Source organism: Hymenobacter setariae, assembly GCF_007713685.1.
GTDB lineage: Bacteria > Bacteroidota > Bacteroidia > Cytophagales > Hymenobacteraceae > Hymenobacter > Hymenobacter setariae.
The window spans coordinates 208651-230600 of sequence record NZ_VMRJ01000001.1 but is presented as its reverse complement, the minus strand read 5'-3'; the positions used below and the strand labels follow the sequence as shown (position 1 = coordinate 230600).

General features: G+C 57.5%; 20 protein-coding genes and 1 pseudogene. 11 read left to right on the top strand and 10 right to left on the bottom strand.

Annotation, left to right across the window (positions count from 1 at the left end; genetic code table 11):
• Positions 1-31: 31 nt before the first annotated feature.
• The 5 genes from FNT36_RS00965 to FNT36_RS00945 all read left to right on the top strand — a co-directional run bounded on the left by FNT36_RS00965 (position 32) and on the right by FNT36_RS00945 (position 5617).
• Positions 32-769: an SDR family NAD(P)-dependent oxidoreductase gene (locus FNT36_RS00965; RefSeq protein WP_144843075.1), complete on the top strand. Its 738-nt coding sequence runs from the start codon at positions 32-34 to the stop codon at positions 767-769.
• 139 nt (positions 770-908) lie between these two features.
• Complete coding sequence (locus tag FNT36_RS00960) at positions 909-1463, top strand: HdeD family acid-resistance protein (protein WP_144843073.1); 555 nt, start codon at positions 909-911, stop codon at positions 1461-1463.
• Positions 1464-1610: 147 nt separating this feature from the next.
• Complete coding sequence (locus tag FNT36_RS00955) at positions 1611-2723, top strand: WG repeat-containing protein (protein WP_144843071.1); 1113 nt, start codon at positions 1611-1613, stop codon at positions 2721-2723.
• Between the two features lie 79 nt (positions 2724-2802).
• Positions 2803-5106: a GH92 family glycosyl hydrolase gene (locus FNT36_RS00950; RefSeq protein ID WP_144843069.1), complete on the top strand. Its 2304-nt coding sequence runs from the start codon at positions 2803-2805 to the stop codon at positions 5104-5106.
• A 22-nt stretch (positions 5107-5128) separates the two neighbouring features.
• Entirely contained in the window at positions 5129-5617 is a 489-nt protein-coding gene (locus FNT36_RS00945) for a hypothetical protein (protein WP_144843066.1), read from the top strand.
• 76 nt (positions 5618-5693) lie between these two features.
• On the opposite strand, the gene yiaA is transcribed toward FNT36_RS00945, so the two are convergent.
• Positions 5694-6125, bottom strand: coding sequence for an inner membrane protein YiaA (yiaA, locus tag FNT36_RS00940; protein ID WP_144843064.1), 432 nt, complete (start codon positions 6123-6125; stop codon positions 5694-5696).
• Positions 6126-6468: 343 nt separating this feature from the next.
• On the opposite strand from yiaA, the gene FNT36_RS00935 reads away from it, so the two are divergent.
• Positions 6469-7545, top strand: coding sequence for a Gfo/Idh/MocA family protein (locus FNT36_RS00935; RefSeq protein ID WP_144843061.1), 1077 nt, complete (start codon positions 6469-6471; stop codon positions 7543-7545).
• A 125-nt stretch (positions 7546-7670) separates the two neighbouring features.
• Positions 7671-9386 (top strand): M28 family metallopeptidase, encoded by a 1716-nt coding sequence (locus FNT36_RS00930; RefSeq protein WP_144843059.1) that lies wholly within the window; start codon positions 7671-7673, stop codon positions 9384-9386.
• A 144-nt stretch (positions 9387-9530) separates the two neighbouring features.
• On the opposite strand, the gene FNT36_RS00925 is transcribed toward FNT36_RS00930, so the two are convergent.
• Positions 9531-10547 carry a hypothetical protein gene (locus FNT36_RS00925; RefSeq protein WP_144843057.1) on the bottom strand — a complete coding sequence of 339 codons (1017 nt, stop codon included), beginning with the start codon at positions 10545-10547 and terminating at the stop codon, positions 9531-9533.
• Between FNT36_RS00925 and FNT36_RS25795 the strand changes: the two genes are divergently transcribed.
• Entirely contained in the window at positions 10546-10674 is a 129-nt protein-coding gene (locus FNT36_RS25795) for a hypothetical protein (RefSeq protein ID WP_262712150.1), read from the top strand. The genes FNT36_RS00925 and FNT36_RS25795 overlap by 2 nt on opposite strands.
• Here FNT36_RS25795 and FNT36_RS00920 read toward each other — a convergent pair.
• The 5 genes from FNT36_RS00920 to holA all read right to left on the bottom strand — a co-directional run bounded on the left by FNT36_RS00920 (position 10671) and on the right by holA (position 14590).
• The gene (locus tag FNT36_RS00920) at positions 10671-11324 is read right to left on the bottom strand and encodes a ferritin-like domain-containing protein (RefSeq protein WP_233635579.1); all 654 of its coding nucleotides are present in this window, start codon (positions 11322-11324) and stop codon (positions 10671-10673) included. The genes FNT36_RS25795 and FNT36_RS00920 overlap by 4 nt on opposite strands.
• 161 nt (positions 11325-11485) lie before the next feature.
• Positions 11486-12310: a PA2169 family four-helix-bundle protein gene (locus tag FNT36_RS00915; protein WP_144843053.1), complete on the bottom strand. Its 825-nt coding sequence runs from the start codon at positions 12308-12310 to the stop codon at positions 11486-11488.
• Positions 12311-12447: 137 nt separating this feature from the next.
• The gene (locus tag FNT36_RS00910) at positions 12448-13185 is read right to left on the bottom strand and encodes an ATP-grasp domain-containing protein (RefSeq protein ID WP_144843051.1); all 738 of its coding nucleotides are present in this window, start codon (positions 13183-13185) and stop codon (positions 12448-12450) included.
• A gap of 102 nt (positions 13186-13287) precedes the next feature.
• The gene (locus tag FNT36_RS00905) at positions 13288-13479 is read right to left on the bottom strand and encodes a hypothetical protein (RefSeq protein WP_144843049.1); all 192 of its coding nucleotides are present in this window, start codon (positions 13477-13479) and stop codon (positions 13288-13290) included.
• A 58-nt stretch (positions 13480-13537) separates the two neighbouring features.
• Entirely contained in the window at positions 13538-14590 is a 1053-nt protein-coding gene (holA, locus tag FNT36_RS00900) for a DNA polymerase III subunit delta (RefSeq protein WP_144843047.1), read from the bottom strand.
• Between the two features lie 148 nt (positions 14591-14738).
• Between holA and tyrS the strand changes: the two genes are divergently transcribed.
• Complete coding sequence (tyrS, locus tag FNT36_RS00895) at positions 14739-16037, top strand: tyrosine--tRNA ligase (protein WP_144843045.1); 1299 nt, start codon at positions 14739-14741, stop codon at positions 16035-16037.
• Between the two features lie 222 nt (positions 16038-16259).
• Here the strand turns inward: tyrS and FNT36_RS00890 are convergent.
• Together FNT36_RS00890 and FNT36_RS00885 are read right to left on the bottom strand one after the other, a co-directional pair.
• Positions 16260-16436: pseudogene (locus FNT36_RS00890) on the bottom strand (histone H1); the annotation flags it as partial.
• Positions 16437-16694: 258 nt separating this feature from the next.
• Positions 16695-17933, bottom strand: coding sequence for an aminotransferase class I/II-fold pyridoxal phosphate-dependent enzyme (locus tag FNT36_RS00885; protein WP_144843041.1), 1239 nt, complete (start codon positions 17931-17933; stop codon positions 16695-16697).
• 266 nt (positions 17934-18199) lie between these two features.
• On the opposite strand from FNT36_RS00885, the gene accC reads away from it, so the two are divergent.
• On the top strand, positions 18200-19711 hold the full coding sequence (accC, locus tag FNT36_RS00880; RefSeq protein WP_144843039.1) for an acetyl-CoA carboxylase biotin carboxylase subunit: 1512 nt from the start codon (positions 18200-18202) through the stop codon (positions 19709-19711).
• Positions 19712-19769: 58 nt separating this feature from the next.
• On the opposite strand, the gene FNT36_RS00875 is transcribed toward accC, so the two are convergent.
• Complete coding sequence (locus FNT36_RS00875; protein ID WP_144843037.1) at positions 19770-20210, bottom strand: hypothetical protein; 441 nt, start codon at positions 20208-20210, stop codon at positions 19770-19772.
• Positions 20211-20559: 349 nt separating this feature from the next.
• Between FNT36_RS00875 and tilS the strand changes: the two genes are divergently transcribed.
• Positions 20560-21894 (top strand): tRNA lysidine(34) synthetase TilS, encoded by a 1335-nt coding sequence (tilS, locus tag FNT36_RS00870; protein ID WP_144843034.1) that lies wholly within the window; start codon positions 20560-20562, stop codon positions 21892-21894.
• Positions 21895-21950: the final 56 nt, after the last annotated feature.

Genomic DNA, 21950 nt, shown 5'->3' with positions numbered 1-21950 from the left:
ACCAACGTCCTAAATTTTCCCCTTTGACAAAATGCGTTTCCAAGACAAAGTAGCCATTGTGACGGGCGGGGCCGCTGGCATCGGCCTGGCCATTGCCAAGCGCCTGGCCAGCGAGGGCGCCCGGCTGGTACTGGCCGACATCAACCAGGCTGCCCTTGATGCGGCAGTGCCACAGGTGCAGCAGGCGGGTGCGCCCGGCGTGTGGCCCAGCGTGTGCAATGTAGCCGACGAAAACCAAGTCATTGCCACTGTGCAGGGCGCGCTGGCCCAGTTTGGCCGCCTCGATGTGGTAGTCAACAATGCTGGGCTAATGCAATTCAAGGCCTTGGAGCAGCTCACTGGCGACGACTGGCTGCGGATACTAAACGTGGACCTCCTAGGTGCCTTTTATTTCACCAAGCAGGCGTTTTTGCATATGAAGCCGGGCGGCAACGTAGTGAACGTATCGAGCATTCACGCCGTGGAGACCGAGGCACTAGTGGCACCCTACGCTGCGGCCAAAGCCGCCGTGCTGTCGCTCACGCGCTCGTCGGCGATAGAGGGCAAGCCCAAGGGGCTGCGCATCAACGCGGTGCTGCCGGGCGCCATCGACACGCCTATGCTGTGGGACAACCCAAATGTGAAGTCGGGCGTCGAAAAAATCAACCCCAACGACGTGGGCAAGCCCGAAGACGTGGCTGCTACCATTGCCTATCTAGCCTCCGACGATGCCGCGTTTGTGCAGGGCGCCGAGGTGCGGGTAGATGGCGGCCGGCTGGATAATTTGTAGAGTTGGCAATTGGGGACAGCTTCCGGCTTTTTAGCAAGTTGCAGCCGTCCCTAGGTCACTTGATGGGTCATAGTAATGATATAACCTCGGGCGTAGCGCAACCGTAAGTCGGCAGAAATATCATTTTCTCGCTGTTTTTATGGAAACTTCTCCGCTTCGCACCGCCGCTGCTAACTGGTGGGTGTATCTGCTGGCCGGCATCGGGCTGTTTGGGCTAGGCATTTGGGTATTCAATAGTCCAGGCGCGGCTTTTTTGGGGCTAACTATCTACTTTGCGGCCCTCATCTTATTTAATGGCGTGGCTAACACCATCTTCTCGCTTAGCAACCGGACGCGGCTGCGCGGCTGGGGCTGGCTGCTGGCCCTGGGTCTCGCCGAAATTCTGTTTGGCTTCTACCTACTGAGCCAGCCGGTGGTGGCGGCGGGCACGCTAGCTTTTGTCATTGGTTTTTGGCTGCTGCTACGCAGCGGCTCCACGGTGGCCAATGCCTTTGCGCTGCGCCGCCTGGGCTACCGCAACTGGGGCTGGACGCTGGCACTGGGGCTACTGGGCGTGATGCTGGCCTTTTTGGTGCTCGGCAACCCGGCCATTGGGGTGCTGGGGGCTACTACTTGGCTAGCCATCGCGCTGCTGGTGCTGGGCGTGGCCGCCTTTGTGCTAGGGCTGCGGCTGCGGCAGGCAGCACACCACTAGGCTGCTGTATTACAGCTATTACAAAAGCGGCAGGTGGGTAGCGTGGCTACCCGCCTGCCGCTTTTGTATACCCAGCGCACTTGCTTTTAGCGACCTGTTTAGTTGGCCCTGGCGCGTACGGCCAGCCTAGCTGCTTATTTTGCCCACATGAAGTATTGTCTGCTGGCTGCCCTTTTGCCTTTCTGCGCCCACGCGCAAGAGGACGCTCCTTGGACGCAGTTTAGCGTGCAGGCGCACGGCGAAACTCGCTATGGCTACCGCGATGCCAACGGACGCGTGCGCATCCCGGCCAAGTTTAACGACTTGACCAATGCTCGCACTTTTCGCCACATCATGGCTGTGAGCGAGAGTATGTTGAGCCAAGACTACTACCTGCTCAAAAATGGCCGCAAGGTCGGCCGCGACAGCGTATTCGTGTTCGACTTTCGGTTTGACTGCGAAAGTGAGGGTAAAATATTATTTCGGGATACGCGCAAAGACCGGGTTGGCTTTCTCAATGCCCAGGGCAAAGCGGTGATTCCGGCTATTTATAATTTTGCCCTGCCTTTTCACAATGGCTTGGCGGTGGCTCTCATCGGGGCTAAACGAAGCTGCAGCGACCATAGTGCCGACACGCTCAACTGCGAGCACCTAGGCTGGTCTGGCGGCCAGAAAGTGCTGCTGAATGAGCGCAACGAAGTCCTGGTAAACAACCTAAACACTGAGCCGACGGGCAGCGGCCACCTCAATTGGTACTCCTTGAAAGTAAACGACCCTACTCCCGACACGGCTACCACCGTTACTCTAGGAGCGGTAAACGGCGACCGCTACACATTCACGGACTACGAAAAGGAGTTTAAGGTTTGGCTTTATAACGTATTTGTGCCGGCAGTGCGGCGCGGCGATGTGGCGCAGGTTAGCGCGCTTTGCTTTACGGACCTTGCCGTGGCACGGCCCTTTCGAGGCTGGCCTCACTTCACGCCAGCCACCTTTGTTGCTAAGTATCAGCACTCAGTTTTGGGCCCTAGGTTGGGCACGCTCCAACGAGGGGCGCCGGGCGTAGCCATTTTTGCCGATGACCTGAACACGTTTATTTTCGAAAGCCGCGATTTCCAGCCTTTTCTAACAGATTGCGGCGAGCATTTCAGGGAAAAATACCCGATTTTCAATATGGTATTGACGTACCCAGTCCAGCCGGCAAATGCGCCGATTGACAACCAGGAGCATTTCACGTTCATTCGCACTGCAAGCGGCTACCGCTTATTCAGCATGTCGCTTTAGGGAGTAGGCCCTGGCTCGGTTTTTGGTACCGTGCCCACCAATCCGCAACCTCTGCCTAGGTCCTTGTTACTTTGGCAGCATGAAGCACTCCCTGCTGGCTGCGGCCTTCGCCCTGCCCCTCGCCTGCCTCGCGCAAAAATCGGCTCCCGAAAACCTCGTGCAGTATGCCCACCCGCTGGTGGGCACCGCCAAGATGGGCCACACCTACCCTGGTGCCACGGTGCCCTTCGGGGCGGTGCAGCTCTCGCCCGATACCGACACGCTGAGCTACGAGCAAAACGGCAAGTACAACCCCGACATTTATAGTTACTGCGCGGGGTATCAGTACAAAGACCCCACTATTGTGGGCTTTAGCCACACGCACTTCAGCGGCACGGGGCACTCTGACCTAGGCGATTTTTTGGTGATGCCCACCACCGGCACGCTCCAGCTTAACCCCGGCACCGCCGACAAGCCCCTAGGTGGCTACCGCTCGGCCTACTCGCACCAGACCGAGGTAGCCGAGCCGGCTTACTACAAAGTGCGGCTGGCTGACAATGATATTCTGGCCGAACTGACGGCCACCACGCGGGTCGGCGTGCATCAGTACACGTTTCCAAAGGCCGACGAATCGCACATTATTTTGGATTTGATGGCCGGGATTTACAATTATCCTGGCAAAAATACCTGGACGTTTGTGCGGGTTGAAAACGACTCGCTCGTAACCGGCTACCGCCAAACTAATGGCTGGGGCCGCACCCGTGTGGTGTACTTCGCACTCAGCTTTTCTAAACCCTTCAAGAGTTACGGTAGCCGCAACTACGACCAGAAGCAGCCCTACCGCGGCTTCTGGGGCCGCTTCGACCAAAACCACAACTGGCCCGACCTCGCTGCGCACCAGCTGCGGATGCACTTTGACTTTGGCGCCACGCAGGCCGGCCAACAGGTGAAGCTGAAAATGGCCCTCTCACCCGTGAGCACCGCCGGCGCGCTGGCTAACCTCCGCGCCGAAGCGCCGGGCTGGGACTTCGCCGACTACAAGCGAAAAGGCCAGGCGATGTGGCAGCAGGAACTGAGCAAAATCGCCATTACGTCGCCGAAGCGGGTTGATAAGGAGAACTTCTACACAGCCATGTACCACGCTTTCACCGGCGTAACTACCTACCAAGACACCGACGGCCAGTACCGCGGGCTTGACCAGAACAACCACCAGGCCAAGGACTTCACCAACTACACCACCTTCTCGCTTTGGGATACCTACCGCGCCCTGCACCCGCTTTATAACCTCGTGCAACCGAAGCGCAACGCCGACATGGCCCAAAGCATGCTCATGCACTTCGACCAGAGCGCCGAGCACATGCTGCCCGTGTGGAGCCACTACGCCAACGAAAACTGGTGCATGATAGGCTACCACTCGGTGCCCGTGGTGTGCGATGCCATCGTGCTCGGCAACGCGCCCTTCGACCAAAACAAGGCCCTCGACGCCTGCGTGACCACCGCACGCCAGCGCTGGTACGACGGCCTAGGTCTCTACATGGACAAAGGCTACGTACCCGAAGACAAGAGCGGCGCCTCGGTGTCGAAGACGCTAGAATACGCCTTTGATGATTATTGCATCGCGCAGGCAGCCAAGAAGTTGAGCCGCGCCGATATCGAGAAGGAGTTCAGCCAGCGCGCCACCAACTGGCAGAATGTGTATGACGCCCGCATCGGCTTCATGCGCCCGCGCCTAGCCGATGGCACGTTCCGCCAAAAGTTTGACGTGCTGACTACCAGCGACCCCGGCTACATCGAGGGCAATGCCTGGAACTACAGCCTCTATGTGCCCCACGACCCGGCCGGCCTCATTGCCAAAATGGGCGGCAACAAGCGCTTCGTGCCGCACCTCGATTCTCTTTTCACGATGAACCTGCCCGACAAGTTCTTTGCTGAAACTGAGGACATCACCCGCGACGGTATCATCGGCAACTACGTGCACGGCAACGAGCCCGCCCACCACGCTGCCTACCTCTATAACTGGACCGACCAGCCCTACAAAACGCAGCCCCGCATTCGCATGATTCTGAATAAGATGTATCACCAGGGCGCCGACGGCCTCGGTGGCAACGACGACTGCGGCCAGATGTCGGCCTGGTATATCTTCTCGGCCCTGGGCTTCTACCCCGTGGCCCCCGCCTCGGGCGAATATGCCCTAGGTAGCCCCGCCGTGCACGGCGCCGTGCTACAAGTCGGCGAAGGCAAAACCTTCACCGTAACCGTTAAAAACCAATCGGATAAAAATGTCTACGTGCAGTCGGCCAAGCTGAACGGCAAGCTGCTGACGCGGCCCTTCCTACCCGTGAGCGAGGTGCGCCAGGGCGGCACCCTGGAGTTTGTAATGGGCAGCAAGCCAGTGCGGAAGTAATTTTTCACTTGCGGCACATCATATGCCAACGAATAATGATGAAATACTGAAAGTGCTTAAAGCTGCTTTAAAAGGCACTTATTTCACCAAATTCACCTATTATGTAACCGCCTTTGAGTGTGAGTTGCTAAACGATACACTAGGTATCAGCGCTGATTTTATGTTCAGCGAACTTGAGCTTGAAGACAAATCCGAATGGAATAAATGGGTTAAGTCATACCCATTTAATATCGATAATTTTAATGGGCCAGAAGAACCTACCAGAGTCTTTTTAATGGGCTTGCTAACGCAGGTAAGTATTCAAGATATAGAGGAAGAAAATGAGGGCACCTTAATTATTGTCTTTCAAAATAATATGAGAATTAGGCTTCAAGGAGAAGATGAAATGGCTGATAATTCTTGGAATCTGAAATTCAGAAATGCAGCTGGCGAAGAAATTGGAAACTGCAATTGCTCCTTTAATGAAATGTTTTTGACTGTAAATGACGAGTTACTGAGTAAGCTTGCCTAAATCATTAGAAACAGAAAAAGCCACGGTTTGCGCCGTGGCTTTTTTGTTTTCATAAACTCAGAAAGATGGGAAGCAGCTATTCGTTAGTGGTGGGCAGGCCGCTTGATGTAGGGCGCGTATCCCGGGTATTTTTTTGCACGGCAATGGCGCCAAACAGGGCTAGCAAAAAGGCCATACCGTAGAAGCCTTTTTCGCTGAGCGTCAGGGTAGCGTTCCAGAGACCGACCAGCAGCAGTAGGATGGGCAGCAGCGTGGCAAACCAAGCCAAGCCGTAATAAAGGCCCGTTACAGGTATTCGCTCTAGGCGGTCGCGCACGGTCTTTTGGAGCGAGATGGCGGCAAACAGCCCGAACATGAGCACGGTGAAGTAGTACCCCTTTTCATTGAGCGCCATCGTGGCGTTCCAGAGACCTAAGACGAAGCCAGCCATGCCCATGAGCAGGGCAAGCCACGAAGCGGCGATGAAGGCGGCGGAGGTACGAGCGGTGGTTACGGCAGCAGGAGTCATGGTTGAGGTTGGTTGGGCTTGAAGTATGGCTCAAAAGTAGAAGGCACCTACAAGGGGCAGAAAGCTGACTTACTGATTTGTTAGACTTTTTAAAACCAATAGTAATTTTCAATTCCAATTCTAACACATTGATTATAAACATAAAATCAACAGCATATACTGACTTTGACAAGTCTGTGTTTTGTAAGCAAAATCGGCTATTTGTGGTCCACCGCCGCACCTCACCAGCGCGCTAGCAGCAATTGAGAGTCGCGAGCAGCTATGCACAGAAGTGTGTAGGCCGCTCCGGTAGCAGCCTAAGGCAGCCGCAGTAGCTTTACTTTACCTCCTACTTATTTCAGCTATGCCTCATTCTCCCCTGCGCGTCCTAGTTGTCGGCTGCGGCAACATGGGCGCCTCCCACGCCACGGCCTACCACACCCTAGAGGGGTTTGAGCTGGTCGGCCTCGTCTCGACGGGCCAGAGCAAGCACGTGCTCAACGCCCAGCTAGGTGGTGGGTATGCAGTGTTCGACGATTATACAGAGGCACTGGCCCGCACCCAGCCCGACGCGGTGTGCATCTCTACCTACCCTGACACCCACGAGGCGTTCGCGGTGCAGGCGCTGGCCGCGGGGTGCCACGTATTTCTGGAAAAGCCGCTGGCCACTACCCTAGCCGGGGCCGAGCGGGTAGTAGCGGCGGCGCGGCAAGCGGGTAGGCAGCTGCTAGTGGGCTACATCTTGCGGGTGCATCCGTCGTGGGCGCGGTTTGTAGAAGAGGCCCGGCACCTAGGCAAGCCGCTGGTGATGCGCCTGAACCTGAACCAACAAAGCCACGGCCGCATGTGGACCGTGCACCGCAATCTGCTGCAATCGCTGAGCCCCATCGTGGATTGCGGCGTGCACTACCTCGACGTGATGTGCCAGATGACGCGCGCACGGCCCGTCTGGGTATCGGCCATCGGGGCGCGCCTCACGGAGGATATTCCGGCCGGGCAATACAACTACGGCCAGCTGCAAATCCGCTTCGACGATGGGTCGGTAGGCTGGTATGAGGCAGGCTGGGGGCCGATGATGAGCGAAACGGCTTTCTTCGTGAAAGACGTGGTGGGGCCCCTAGGTAGCGTATCCATTACGGCGCGGCACGCGGGGGCAGCCGGCAACTCGGCCAACGTGGCGGCCCATACCCAAACCGAGGCACTGCGCATCCACCACGCCCGCCTGACTGCCGACGACGCCTTCGCCGAGCCCGATACCTGGATAAACCTCGCCGACGAGCCCGACCACCAGGAGCTGTGCAACCGCGAGCAGCGTTGGTTTTTGCAAGCCATTCGCGAGCATCTCGACCTGAGCGAGCACCTGGCCGATGCCGTCAATAGCCTCCGCATTGCGCTGGCCTGCGATGAGAGCGTGCGCACCGGCGAGGTAGTACGGCTGTGAGGCGGCGTGAGACCCCACTCACGCCTAGGTAAAGTCCAGTGTGTTGCTTACGTGGTTACATTCGCAGCCGCTGGTCAGCGCCGAGTGGCCTGCTTGCTATCATTCTTTCAATACCCATTCCTTTAATGCATTTCCCCATTCGCACGCTCTTACCGGCCCTAGGGGCTGCCCTGCTGCTCGCCAGCTGCCAGGGCAACACGAGCACCTCTGACACCGCCACCACCGGCCAGCCTGCCGAAGCCGCGCCCACCGACACAGCCAGCGTGCCCACGCCCAACGATGGCATTACGCCCGCGCTACTGGCTCAGCACATCAAGGTACTCGCCTCGGATGAATTTGAGGGACGGCGGCCATTCACCAAGGGCGAGGAGAAGGCCACGGCCTACCTAGCCGCCGAGTTCAAGAAGCTGGGCCTCAAGCCGGGCCCCGGCGGCAGCTACTTTCAGCCAGTGCCGCTAGTTGAGATTGCGGGTACGCCCGACTCCACGGCGACCATTGCAGGCAAGGGCAAAAGCTTGACGCTGAAGTACCGCACCGACTATATGTTCTTGACCGAGCGCGAGAAGCCGACCGTTGAAATCAAAAGCTCGCCGCTGGTATTTGCCGGCTACGGCGTAACGGCGCCCGAGTATAAGTGGGACGACTACGCCGGCCTCGACGTGAAGGGCAAGACCGTGGTGGTGCTCATCAACGACCCCGGCAACGCAGGCAATGACACGACCATGTTCAAGGGCAAGGAAATGACCTACTACGGCCGTTGGATGTATAAGTACGAAGAGGCCGCCCGCCACGGCGCCACCGGCCTACTCATCATCCACGACACCAAGCCCGCCGCCTACCCCTGGACCGTGGTGCAAAGCAGCAACGGCGGCGCCAAGCTGCACCCCACCACCCCCGACCACGGCGCCAGCAAAGTGGCCCTCGAAGGCTGGATGACCCTCGACGCGGCCAAACGCATGTTCGAAGCCGCCGGCCAGAACTACGACGCCCTCTACGCGGCGGCCAACAAGCCCGGTTTCAAAGGCCAAGACCTAGGACTGAACCTGACGACCACGCTGCACAATAAAATCACTTATAAAACATCCAAGAACGTGGTGGCCGTGCTGCCCGGCACCACCCGCCCGCAGGAGTACATCATCTATTCGGCGCACTGGGACCACCTGGGCATCGGCCCGGCCGTGAAGGGCGACAGCATCTACAACGGCGCCCTTGACAATGCCAGCGGCTGCGCCGGTCTGCTGGCCATCGCCACCGCCTTCCAGCAAGCCAAGGAAAAACCCCAGCGCAGCGTCGTGTTCCTGGCCGTAACCGGTGAGGAGCAGGGCCTCCTAGGGTCGGCCTACTACGCCGAACACCCGCTGTACCCGGTCAAGAACACGGTAGCTGACATCAACATGGACGAGCTGTTGGCCTTCGGGCCTATGCGCGACCTGACCATCACGGGCTACGGGCAGTCGGAGCTGGATAACTACGCTCGCACCGCTGCTAAGGAGCAAAACCGCTATGTTATCCCCTATCAGCACCCCGAAACCGGCAGCTTCTATCGCTCCGACCACTTCAGCTTTGCCAAGGTGGGCATTCCGGCGCTCTACGCCAGCGGCGCCTTCGAGAGCCGCCTGCACGGCAAGGCTTTCGCCGAAAAAGAGCGCGAAGACTTCGAGGCCAATAACTACCACCAGCCTTCCGACCAGTACAATCCCAAGTGGGACCTGCGTGGCGCCGCCCAGGATGCGCGCCTGATGTTCCGCATCGGTCAGCAGCTAGCCTCCGAAACCACCTTCCCGCAGTGGAAACCTAGCTCCGAGTTCCGGGCCGTGCGCCTAAAAAGCCGGCCGCAGTAGCAAGTTTATTTTACTTGGTCGTCATGCTTCGCTGCGCGCCGCATGATGACCAACTCAGAAGAGCCCCCAGGTAGGCTTCGTACTGTAACACAGCGCGAAGCCTACCTAGGGGCTCTTTAGTTTGCTCTTTTTCGCTAGGGCGCCCTATTTCTGCGCTTGCAAGTACAGCAGCGTAGTGCGGTACGGGCGAGCGGGTGTGTACTTATCATTGATGATAAAATAGCCGCCCTTATAAGCCGCGATGCCCTCCCAGTTGTAGCTCATGTAGGGCACCGGAAACTCCCATAGCGGCTTCCAAGTGAAAGAATTACTTTTCAACTCAAGGTCTATCAGGCGGCAGTAGTTTTTGAAACCGCCGTTGTCGGCAATAAGCTTGGTGGTTGCTACGTCGGTGGCCGGCGTGCGGTACACGGCATCGTCGCCCTCGCCCTTAAAAAAGTAATTGATGGCCGTGAAGTGGTTGCCGCCCGTGGCTGTCATATCGGTGATGCGGAAGGGCACGGGGCTAACCGGCACCGGGCGGGGCGGGCGCTGGCTGCGCCCCGCCGAGGGCTTGACTTCGTACGCGTAGTTCTGGCGCGGGAAGTAATTATACTCAAAAAAGGCAACTACACGCTCGTTTACGTTGGCCATGGCCTCAAAACCAGCGTTATAGATGTGCGAGCCATCGGTGGCTACAGGCTTGGCCAGCGGCACTAGGAATGTCGTATCCAGCTCCACAGCGGTAGCGCCTAGGTGGCCTTTCAGCAAGTAGCAGTTGGCCGAGGGTGTGGCCGTTTCGACCGAAAAATAGGCTGCGTCTTTGGTGAGCAGCATGGCTTCTAGGCCCTCGTAGCGCTGCCCTAGGGCCGTCATCTTGGCCCGCAGCCGGGCCAGGTTGGTGATAGGTAGCTTCTGGTAGGGCAAGACATAGGCGGTGTCCGCTAGCTTGCGGTCGAGGTCAGCGAGCGCCACGGTGTAGAGCTTGGCTTCAGCCTTGTCTTGCAGTCGGCTTTCCGATAGCAAAAACAGCTTGTCCTGAGCGATATACAAGCCCGAAAATTGATTATCGTAGTACGCTAGCTCCTTAGGCAAGGAGAGCGAGCGAACGTCGAACTGGCGCTGCTGCGCCACGGCGGAGAAAAAACAACTGCTCAAAAACAGCGTTGCCAAGTACTTCATGATGCTTAAAAACGATGCGGCCGGCCAAACCACGAAGGTAGCAGCTGGCTCGGGCAGCCCCGCCAAAGCCCCGCCGCAAGCATCACTCACGACGGGGCTTTTGAAGTTGCACGGTGGCCTAGGCTAGGCCTCGTTTTCAGCCAGCTTTTTCAAGCGGTCGTAGGTCTTTTGCGATAGCGTATACTGGCGCTCCACAGCTTGCCGCACGGTGCCAGTAAGTGTCTGGTCGGCCAAGGCTTCTTTGTATGCTTTCAGGGCCCACTCCTCGCCAAAAATGTTAGCGCCGAGAATAGTCTTTTCGTCGCGGCCAGTTACGGCGGCTTGGGCGTCCATCCAGGCGCGGTATAGCTTGCCCTTCAGAGTAGTAGAATCTTCGCGCTCGCCGCCCTCACGGGTCAGGTGGGTATTGAGGTCAGTAGCAAACTGCTGGCTCTGGCTCACGAGCTGCTTGTAGTAGCCGCGCAGCTCGGCATCGTGGCTTTCGGCCACCGCCCGCTTGTAACCTTCAATTCGGTCATTTACAAAGTATAGCAGCTCATCGAGCGTAGCAGCTTCGGGGCTGGGCTTGTTTTTTTTGCGAGTGGCTAGGTAGGCAATGCCGAGGGCCAGCAAGGCGCCGCCCACTAGTTTGCGCGCAGTGCCCGGCTTTTTTGCCTTAGCAGCTACCTGCCCCGACCCACTGCCCTGGGTGGCAGCTGACTTTGGCGAGGCGATAGTTTTCTGATAGTTGATTTCTGCTTGCGTGGAAGCGGCGGAGGAAGGGGTGGCTTGGCTCATCAGTAAGAAAGAATGTGAATACATTCAATGCTTACGCCATTCACAACCAGCTTGTTAGGTGGAGCTTACTTTAAAGATAGCCGTCGTTCAACTAAAAAAGCCCCGCTGAGCATGGCTAATAACCACACCCAGCGGAGCTTGTATGCAGCGGGCCGCTTAGCTTACTTCTGCTCGGTAGCAAGCTCTTTTAAACGCTTGTAGGTCTGCTGCGACTTCGCAAACTGCTGCTGCACAGCCTCGCGGATGGCTCCTTTGAGCGCCTTGCGGCGTAGCGCCTTTTTGTAGGCTTTGAGAGCCCAACGCTCGCCGTAGATGTTAGCGGCCAAAATGGTTTTCTCATTGCGGGCCGTTACTACAGCTTGGGCATCCATTAGCTTGCGGTAGAGCTTGCCTTTCAGCGTAGTACCGGTTTCGCGGTGGCCACCCTTCTTAGTAAGGTAGTCGTTGAGAATGTTGGCAAACTGCTGGCTCTGGCCTACCAGCTGCTGGTAGTAGCTTCTCAACTGGGTGTCTTTGCTCTCGGCTACGGCCCGCTTGTAGCCTTCGATGCGGTCGTTTACGAAGAGAAGAAGCTGGTCCAGCGCTTTAGCAGCGCGCTTGGCTTTACCTTTTTTTTTTGGTGCGATGAGCAGGGCTAGGCCAGCTACAATCAGCGCGCCGCCCACTACTTTCTGGGTCGTCGAAAGCTTTTTGTAGGCGTCTACCGTTTTGTCGCTAGCTTCCTTGATGGTGTCGGGCACGTTACCAAGCAGTTCCTTGCTTTTGTCAGCAGCTTCTGCGTAAAGGTCTTTGGCTTTGCCAGTCAAGTCCTTGGCTTTGTCGGCGGCAGTATCATACAGGCCTTTTGCCTTGTCAGCCGCGTCGCCGTACAAGTCTTTGGCCTTATCGGCAGTGTCGCTATATACGTCTTTGGCTTTGTCAGCAGCTTCGTTGTACAGGTCTTTAGCCTTGTCGGCAGCGTCAGAAGCGAATTCGGGCGATTTCATATTACTAGGTGTCAGGTTGGGGTAAAAACACGTATTCTACGGTAAGTACTATCCGCACGTTGGTAAATGAGTGCCTTTTTACTGCTTTTTTTAACGTTTCACTTCTGCTTCATGCGCTACGCTTGTTTGCTGCCGACTTAAAAATCGGCGTAATCTTGGGTGCCAGTGAGTTGCGCCCACCGGGCCGACAAAAACTTGGCATAAGCCAATGGCATCAGGCCGTAGGCACCTAGGGCATAGCCATCATTGACCTCCACTACCAGCGTAGCGCCGGCCGTGGTCACGCCCACATCGAGCGCGAAAGCGGCGGGTGCTTCGGGCAAATAAGCAGTCAACGCGGCTTCTACTACAGCCGGGTCGAAGTGCGCCCTCCAGTCGCCTTTGTAGGGCCGGGCATCCAAAATGCGGCCGTAGCGCACAAAGCAGCGCCACTCAGCCCGAAACTGCACTGGCTCGGCGCACCACACAGGTGTGTCCTGGTGCTGGTCACCGCAGCCCACGAGGTCGCCCACGCGGCGTACCAGCACGCCCGTAAATTTTTTGGCATCGTGCATGGGCTTCACAAACACTGGCCAGCTTTCTGGGTGCGCCGCCACGGCATTGATGGTGCTGGGCCATAAGCGCCGCCCTAGGTACGGGTGCAGCGCCTCGGGGTAGCCCAACTCGGCGGGTACGGCCAGGCCTAGCGACCGCAAGCCAGCTCGCACGGCCGCGATGTGGCCCACCACTATCTCGTCGGGCGCGTGGTCGCGCACGGGTGCATCATCGGTATAGGGCAGTATTTCCCAGCCCATTTGCTGGAAGCCATCCAGTGCTAGGTAATTATTGACGCTCTGGGGCCAGCCTTGGCGGTCGAAGTGAATGTGGGCGCGCATACGAATAAGACTACGGGGCCGCAAAAATGCAGCAGAAAGCCCCGCAAGACGCGCCACAAGAAAGGGCTCGTCCTGCGGGGCTTGCAGGTAGCTAGGTTGCTACTAACCTAGCATCGTTTGCTTGTTTTTAGCGCGCTTGTAGAGGTAAGCAGCGCCGGCGGCCAGCAGGGCGCCACTCAATATTTTATGCTTGGAGGAGAAGCTACGATTCTCGGTGTTGTCTTCGGCGTTGCGGCGGCCAAATAGGCTGGATAGCATGCCCCCTAGGGTGCCGCTTGGTTGGTTATCGCTCATGAGTGAAAGCAGGTTGAAGGGTGAATACCCGCTTTCTACGCACCTAGGGCCGGCCGCGTTACCCCACCGCCGCCACCGGCACGGGGTGCAGAATGAGCCACACCAGCTCGCGCAAGATTTCGCCCTCGTCCATGCTGCCGCTCTCGATGCCCTTGCTCTGCGCATCGGCCCGGCGAATGAGGTGAATCAAATCTATGGTGCGCTCGGGGCTGAACTGCCGCTGGGCCAACTGATACTCCTTTTGAGCAAATTTATTGATACCCATTTTCTGCATATCGCTGTCCGACGGGTTGTTACCGACCTGGTGCAGCATCAGCAGCCGGGTGAAGAAGTTGAAGAGCAGCGTCAGATTCGGGATAAGCGGATTGGCCTTGGGGTTGGCGGCGAAGTGCGTCAGGATACGGTTGGCCTTCAGCACGTCACGGTGCACCAAGGCCCGTTGCAACTCAAAGATGTTGTACTCCTTGCTAATGCCCACCATGCGCTGCACTAGGTCTTCGTCGATGGCCTGGCCCTGCTTCACATTGAGCAGCAGCTTGTTTACTTCGTTGGCTAGGCGCCCTAGGTCGGCCCCGATGTACTCGGCCAGCATCGCCGTGGCGCCGGGCGTAATCTGTTGCTTGCGGCTGCGCACGTAGCCTCCCAGCCACTGCGGTATCTGGTTGTCGTAGAGCTTTTTGCTTGTCATCAGGGCCACGCCAGGGGCGGCGGCCAGCAGCTTGCCCAGCTTCTTGCGGCTGTCGAGGGTTTTGTGCTTGTAGCACAGTACCAGCACAGTGCTAGCCAGCGGGTTTTTGAGGTAGGCTTCGAGAAATGGCCAGGCTTTTTCGCTTTCTAGGTCGGCCACGGCCTGCGCTTCTTTCACAATGACCACTGAGTAATCGCTCATCATCGGAAAGCGCCTGGCTTGCCCCAGAATGCCCGCCGCATCGGTATCCTTGCCGTAGAGCACCGTTTGGTTGAAGCTGCGCTCGCTTTCGGGCAGCACCGAGCTCTCAAGCGCATCGGCCACCGTATCAATAAAATACGGCTCCTCGCCCTGCAAAAAATACACCGGCTGAAACTGCCGCTGCTGCACGGCTTTCAGAATGGCGTCGGCGTCTTGTATCAAGTAGGTATTAGAAATTATAAACTATAAATTGACTCTGGCGCAACGCAAAAGCCGGAATACGAAATTACGGCTTGGGCTACCTTTGCCCATGCGGCGCGGCCTCCCCGCCCCTGGAGCCCATTCATAATTCATAATTTCTGATTCATAATTGGATTTACTAACTGAACTCCGCTGGCGCGGTATGTACCACGATGCCATGCCCGGCACCGCCGAGCACCTGGCCAGCGCCGCGCCCGTGTCGGGCTACATCGGCTTTGACCCTACTGCGGCTTCGCTACACATCGGCAACCTAGCCACCATCATGCTACTCGTGCACTTGCAGCGCGCTGGCCACCGCCCAGTGGCGCTGGTGGGCGGCGCCACCGGCATGATAGGCGACCCCAGCGGCAAGTCAGCTGAGCGCAATTTTCTGGATGAAAACGCCCTGCGCGTCAATCAGGCCGGTATTCGCGCCCAGCTCGAAAAATTCCTAGACTTCAACGACTCGCCCACCGGCGCAGTGCTCGTCAATAACTATGATTGGTTCAAGGAGTTTGGCTACTTGCAGTTTCTGCGCGAGATAGGCAAGCACCTTACCGTCAACTACATGATGGCCAAGGATTCGGTAAAGCGCCGCATCAACCCGGCCGAGGGCGACACGGCCGACGGCCTCAGCTACACTGAGTTTAGCTACCAGTTGCTGCAAGGTTACGACTTCGTGCACCTATACAAAACGCTGGGCTGCACCCTGCAAATGGGCGCCAGCGACCAGTGGGGCAATATCACGACCGGCACCGAGTTGCTACGCCGTATGACCGACGGCGAGGGCAAGGCCTACGCCCTTACCGGCAAGCTCATCACCAAGGCCGACGGCACCAAGTACGGCAAGTCGGAAACTGGTACCGTGTGGCTCGACCCCAACCTGACCTCGCCCTACCAGTTCTACCAGTTCTTTCTACGCTCCGAAGACGTTGACGCGCCGCGTCTTATCCGCGTTTTTACCTTGCTTACGCAGGAAGAAATCGAAGCCATCGAAGCTGAGCACGCTCAAAACCCCGGCCTCAAAACCTTGCAGAAGGCCCTGGCCAAAGACGTAACTATCCGGGTGCATTCGGAAGAAGCGTACAAGATAGCCGTAGCTACTTCCGAAGTACTTTTCGGCGGCGGCGACCTAGCAGCACTCGATGAAGCGACACTAGTTGGCGTATTTACGGGCCTGCCGCACCTGCGCGTGCCCCGCGCCGACACGGCCGACCTCAACGTGGCCGTGCTCCTCAGCGAAACTACCAACCAGCAGATTCTGCCTTCGCGCGGCGAAGTGCGCAAGCTGGTAAAAGCCAATGGCTTGTCGGTGAACGGCACCAAGCTAGCCTCGCCCGATGTGCTAGTGGCTGAGTTGCCGCTGCTGCACGACAAGTATTTGGTTGTGAAGAAAGGCAAAAGCTACTACCTAGTAGAATTGACCTAACCAGTAATGCAGCCCTTTTAACCTACCCTAGGTCCACGAAAAAGCCCCGCTGAGTAGCGGGGCTTTTTCATATTGCGTCCGGCCACAAAATCCGACGAATCCAAAAAATCCGCCGAATTTGTGGTTACGACATTACTTCTTCTTAGCAGGAGCGGCTTTCTTAGCGGCCGGAGCGGCTTTAGCAGGAGCAGCTTTAGCGGCTGGGGCAGCAGCACCGTCCTTCGACGAATTCTTCTGGTTCTGCACTTCCAGGCGGATTTCCTGAGCCATGTTTTTCAGGTCCTGCATGCCTTTGCGCACGCGGGTGCCAGCAGCGGCATTGCCTTTGTCATACGACTTTTCGAAGTCGTCTTCCAGCGAGGTAACAAGGTCCTTGAGTTTGTTGAAAGGATTAGCCATGAAATTGGTTGGCGTTTGGGTGAGAAAAGAAAAATTGTGCTTACGCGGCCCTAATATACAGGCACTTTCTACGCGGGCAAGCTTTTGAGGTTTTTCTTAAAACCGCCTTTCTGGGCCGCTAGGGCCATTTTTTCCTTTGGTGTGATGAGTTCGTGAGCGCAATTGGCTATTTTTGACTTCGAAAAGTACAAATCAAAAGCGCCGGCGCCTCTTTCGAGCCGCCGGCGCTTGCCGTAAACCACCGCCGTAGCGGCCGCCCTAGGTGGTGGCGGGCTGCTTGCTGTAGAGTCCTTTGTCGAGTTTGGCCGCAATGGCCTCAAAAGCTGTAATTGTAGCGTCTACGTCGGCCAGCGTGTGCACCGCCGTCGGAATGAGACGCAACATAATCACGCCTTTGGGCACGACCGGATAAACGACAATGGAGCAGAAAATGCCGTGATTCTCACGCAAATCGAACGTGAGCGCCGTAGCATCAGGAATCTGCCCGTTGAGGAACACCGGCGTAACCGGCGACTCGGTAGTACCGATGTTGAAGCCCTTCTCGCGCAGACCGCTTTGCAGCGCACGCACGATGGTCCAGAGGTTTTCGCGGTACTCGGGGTGGTTGCGAATCAGCTCTAGGCGCTTCAGGGCACCGATTACGAGCGGCATGGGCAGCGATTTAGCAAAAATCTGGCTGCGCATGTTATAACGCAAATATTCAATAACGCCTTCGGGGCCGGCCACGAACGCGCCAATGCTAGCCATGCTCTTGGCGAAGGTGTAAAAAATCAGGTCTACACCCTCTTGTACGCCCAAATGCTCAGCCGTGCCTGCGCCAGTGGGCCCTAGGGTGCCAAAGCCGTGAGCATCATCCACGAAGATGCGGAAGTTGTATTTCTCTTTCAGCTTCACGATTTCGCGCAGCTTGCCGAGGTTACCGCTCATGCCAAACATGCCTTCGGTAATCACCAGAATGCCGCCGCCCGTTTCGTCGGTGAGGCGCTTGGCGCGCTCCAGCTGCTTTTCTAGGTTCTCGATGTCATTGTGCGGAAACACGAAGCGCTTGCCCTGGTGCAGGCGCACACCGTCTATGATGCAGGCATGCGACTCGGCGTCGTACACAATGGCATCGTGGCGGCTCACCAGCGAGTCGATGATGCTGACCACACCCTGGTAGCCAAAGTTGAGCAGCAGCGCGCTGGGCTTCTGCACAAACTCGGCAAGCTCATTTTCGAGCTGCTCGTGCAGCGTCGAGTTGCCGCTCATGATACGGGCGCCCATGGGATAAGCCATGCCGTAGTCGGAAGCACCGTCAATATCGGCCTGGCGCACTTCGGGGTGGTTGGCCAGCCCTAGGTAGTTATTTAGGCTCCAGGTGAGCACTTCTTTCCCGCGAAACTGCATGCGGGGCTTAATCTCGCCTTCGAGCTTAGGAAACGTGAAGTAGCCGTGGGCGTAGTGCGAGTGCGAGCCCAGTGGGCCTCGATTGGCCGTAACGCGGTCGAAAATATCCACTGAAAAACTTGGGGGATAAGGTAAAAAGAGCGAAGCCGACGAGCCCGGGTGGCCCCGCCGGCGCATTAGTCAATTTGCAAAGATAGCCCAGCCCCGGCGATGTGCATAATTTGGGCATCGGCGCAATGCTGGTGTAGGGGCTTTTAGCGTAAGGCCGGCCGCCAGGGTTTTCTTTGCAGTGCGTAGCGCCGACGTTTCATTCGCGAGTGCTTCGTATTGCCCCTTATCGTCGCGGATTGAAAGTCCGCGCTACTTCCCACCCTTGCATGAAAAAAATAGCTAAGCTCCTGGTTGCCAATCGTGGCGAAATTGCGCTGCGCGTGCTGCGCTCGGCCCGCGAAATGGGCATCGCCACGGTAGCCATCTACTCAGAGGCCGACCGCCTCTCGCCCCACGTGCGCTACGCCGACGAGGCTGTGTGCGTGGGCCCGCCCGCTTCGGCCCAGAGCTACCTGCGGGGCGACAAGATTATTGAGATTTGCAAAGACCTAGGCGTCGATGCCATTCACCCCGGCTATGGCTTTCTATCAGAAAATGCCGGTTTTGCCCGCGCCGTGCGCGAAGCAGGGCTGATTTTCGTTGGCCCTAGCCCCGAGGCAATGGACCTGATGGGTGATAAGCTTTCGGCCAAGCAAACGGTGAAAGCCTATAATATTCCGCTGGTGCCAGGCACCGACGAAGCTATTTCTGACGTGGAAGTGGCCAAGCAAATTGCCCAGGAAGTTGGCTTTCCGATTCTGATAAAAGCTTCGGCCGGCGGCGGTGGCAAGGGCATGCGCCTAGTGCACCGCGCCGACGAGTTTGAGGAGCAGATGCAGTTGGCCATCAACGAGGCCGTGTCAGCGTTTGGCGACGGGGCCGTGTTTATCGAGAAGTTCGTGACCGGGCCGCGCCACATCGAAATTCAGGTCCTAGGCGACGAGCACGGCAACATCGTGCATTTGTTTGAGCGTGAGTGCTCAATTCAGCGCCGCCACCAGAAGGTAATTGAGGAAGCGCCGTCGTCCGTACTCACGCCTGAGCTGCGGGCCGAGATGGGCCGCTGCGCCGTGGAAGTGGCCCGCGCCTGCCAGTACGCCGGGGCCGGCACCGTGGAGTTTTTGCTCGACGACCAGCACCGCTTCTACTTCCTCGAAATGAATACGCGTCTACAAGTAGAGCACCCCGTCACGGAAATGATAACGGGCCTTGACTTGGTAAAAGAGCAAATCCGGGTCGCCGAGGGCCAGCCCCTGCCCTTCCGCCAGGAAGACCTAGCCATCAACGGCCACGCCCTAGAGCTGCGTGTGTACGCCGAGGACCCGCAAAACAACTTCCTGCCTGACATCGGACGCCTTGCCACCTACGTGCGCCCCCAAGGGCCCAGCGTGCGCGTCGATGATGGCTTCGAGCAAGGCATGGATATTCCAATTTATTACGACCCCATGATTGCCAAGCTGGTAGCCTACGGGGCCACCCGCCAGGAGGCCATCGAGCGGATGCTGCGTGCCATTGCTGAGTACCAGATTACGGGCATCGAAACCACGCTGCCCTTCGGCACTTTCGTGCTCAAGCACCCAGCTTTTGTGAGCGGTAATTTTGATACAAACTTTATCCGCGACCATTTCAGCCCCGCCGTGCTGGCCCCCGGCACGCCCGACGAAGGCACCGCGCAGGTAGCCGCCGCCCTGGTAGCGATGCTGCTGAACGAAAAGAAACCCGCCGCGCCGGTAGCAGCTGGCGAAGCTGCGGAGGCCACAGCTTCGGGCTGGCGGCGTAATCGTCTAGGTGTGCGGTAGCTTATACCCTCACGCACGGCAGATGTGGCTAACGTACCCCTACTGTGCGTGAGGGTTACTACGTGATAATTGTGTAACGCTTGTACCAGGTGGTAACGCGCACTAAGCGCCAGCCTTGGCGCGTAAAAAGCAATCGATTTACTACCACTCGGATTTGTTCATTGCCTTCAAGCTTCACTTCTTCGGGAGCAGGAAAGCGGCCGCCGTCGGCAGCGGCAGCGGGGCCAGGCTCGACTACCAGGCGCGTTATCGACTTATCAAATGAAAAATACCGCGGCATTATTTGGTCAGCATATCCTTGTAATAGCAACGAGTCAGGGCTGCTTTGCCGATAATCTTGCGTTACATAGGCTTGCGGCCAAAACTGCTCAAACAGCTTCACATTGTTTTGGATAAGCAAAATCAATTGTCCCGCCGACAAGCTCAAGTCAGGAATTTCCTTCAATAAATCTTTAGAGGCTTGACCGTCCCGATTAAGGTCAACTGCAGTTTCAGCCATTGCCGATACTAAGCGGTACTTGCCATGAAACTGGTCATGTAGCGCGGCCGTGTCTTCGTTAGGCTCGGTAGTGCTTTTTTGACAACTGCCTAAAGCCGCAGCGGTAAGTGCGAGAGCTAACAGTTTTCTCATAAGTTTCGAGTTCGGTATAAGACAAAGCTATACCAGCAGCCGCTAGCACATTCTTATTTCATCTTTCAAGTTGGGCGCCTGCGGTACTCTCCACGTTTGACAGGCGCGTGAACTTCTCCACAGGAGCTTCTACCAGCGGTAAGCAGCTAATTTCGTAATGTTTCTTATTGCTTACTACCTATAGCCGCTACCACTGCCGCTTGCTATTTCTGCCTTCATGCTCGACCAGGTTCGCCAGTTCATTCAAGAATATCAACTTTTTAATCTTACCACCGATACCGTGCTGGTGGCCGTTAGCGGCGGACTCGACTCGGTGGTGCTGCTCGATGTGCTGCACCGCCTAGGGGTGCAAGTAGCAGTGGCGCACTGCCACTTTGGGCTGCGCGGCGAGGAGGCCGACGCCGACGAGCAGTTTGTGCGTAAGCTGGCCAAGCAGTACGATGCGCCCTACTTCGTCGAGTTTTTCCAGACTAAAGCCTTCGCCGAGCAGGAGCACATTTCGACCCAAATGGCCGCTCGGCTGCTGCGCTACCGCTGGTTTGAGGCGGTGCGCGAGCGTGAGGGACTGGCCGTGATTGCTACGGCCCACCACCAGCGCGACGCGGCCGAGACTATGCTGCTCAACCTCACCCACGGCACTGGGCTGGCGGGGCTGCACGGCATTCAAGCCAAAAACGGGCACGTGGTGCGCCCACTGTTGCCCTGCGCGAAAGATGACCTCTACGACTATGTGGTCGAAAACCGCCTCATCTGGCGCGAAGATGCTAGCAACGACAGCCCCGTGTACCAGCGCAACCGCCTGCGCCAGCAGGTGCTGCCCGTGCTGCGCGAGATTAATCCCAACCTCGACAACACCCTAGGTATCACCGCCGAGCGCGTGGGCGGGGCCGAGGAAATCGTGCGCCGCTATGTAGCCGATACCGCCGCCGAAGCTCGCCGCGATGAGCCCGAGGCCACCTACCTCAGCATTGCCACGCTGCAAAAAACGGCTGCCACAGCGCTGGTGCTGCACGAGCTACTGCGGCCGTTCGGCTTCTCGTATCTGGTAGTAAAGGACATCGTGGCTGCCTTTCATGCGCCGGCCGGGCGGCAGTTCGATTCGCCCACGCACCGCTTGGTAAAGGACCGCGACCAGCTCGTTATCACGCCCCGCTCGCTGGCTGGCTTCGGCACGTTTCAGCTGGCAGCAGGGCAAACGGAGCTGCGTGCCGATGGCGTGCGTCTCACAGCGGAATTACTGGAAATCGACCCCAGCACGTTTGATATTCCGAAGGGCAAAGGCTCGACGGCGCTTGATGCGGATAAGTTGAAGTTTCCGCTCACGCTGCGCAAGTGGCAGGAGGGCGACACCTTTATGCCCCTAGGGCTCAAGGGGAAGAAGAAGCTGAGCGACTTTCTTATTGACCAAAAAACCCCTCTCAACCTCAAAGACAACGTGCGGGTGCTAACCTCGGCCGACGGCAAAATATGCTGGGTGGTGGGCTTGCGGCCCGACGACCGCTTTAAGGTGACTGAGGAAACTGAGCGGGTGCTGGTACTGCGGCGGGGATAGCGCAGGCAGTGTGGCTGCTAGCCCTATAACAACCATCGCATTAAGACATGTCTACC